Source organism: Carboxylicivirga litoralis (assembly GCF_025499605.1).
Classification (GTDB): Bacteria; Bacteroidota; Bacteroidia; order Bacteroidales; family Marinilabiliaceae; genus Carboxylicivirga; species Carboxylicivirga litoralis.
The window spans coordinates 1-549 of the sequence record NZ_JAFMVC010000122.1 but is presented as its reverse complement, the minus strand read 5'-3'; the positions used below and the strand labels follow the sequence as shown (position 1 = coordinate 549).

Annotated in this window: 1 rRNA gene; it reads left to right on the top strand. The window is 47.5% G+C overall.

Annotation, left to right across the window (positions count from 1 at the left end):
• Positions 1–10 precede the first annotated feature (10 nt).
• A 23S ribosomal RNA gene (locus tag J1N10_RS21035) occupies positions 11–549 on the top strand; the annotation flags it as partial.

Genomic DNA, 549 nt, shown 5'->3' with positions numbered 1-549 from the left:
GTGTGTGTAAAAGAAAGTAGATAAGGGCGTACGGGGGATGCCTAGGCTCTCAGAGGCGATGAAGGACGTGATAAGCTGCGATAAGCTGCGGGGAAGTGCAAATAACTATTAATCCGCAGATTTCCGAATGGGACAACCCAGTATATTGAAGATATACTATCCTGTAAAGGAGGCAAACCCGGGGAACTGAAACATCTAAGTACCCGGAGGAAGAGAAAACAAGAGTGATTTCCTAAGTAGTGGCGAGCGAACGGGAAACAGCCCAAACCAACGTTGTTTAGGCAATGTTGGGGTTGTAGGACTTGCATAATCAAATGGATTAGAAGTGGAATCGTTTGGAAAGACGAACCAGAGACGGTGATAGTCCGGTACACGTAATAAGCCATGCGAGGCGAGTATCCTGAGTAGCGCGGGACACGTGAAATCCTGTGTGAATCTGGCGGGACCATCCGCTAAGGCTAAATACTCCTGAGAGACCGATAGAGAACCAGTACCGTGAGGGAAAGGTGAAAAGCACTTCGAACAGAAGAGTGAAAAAGTACCTGAAAC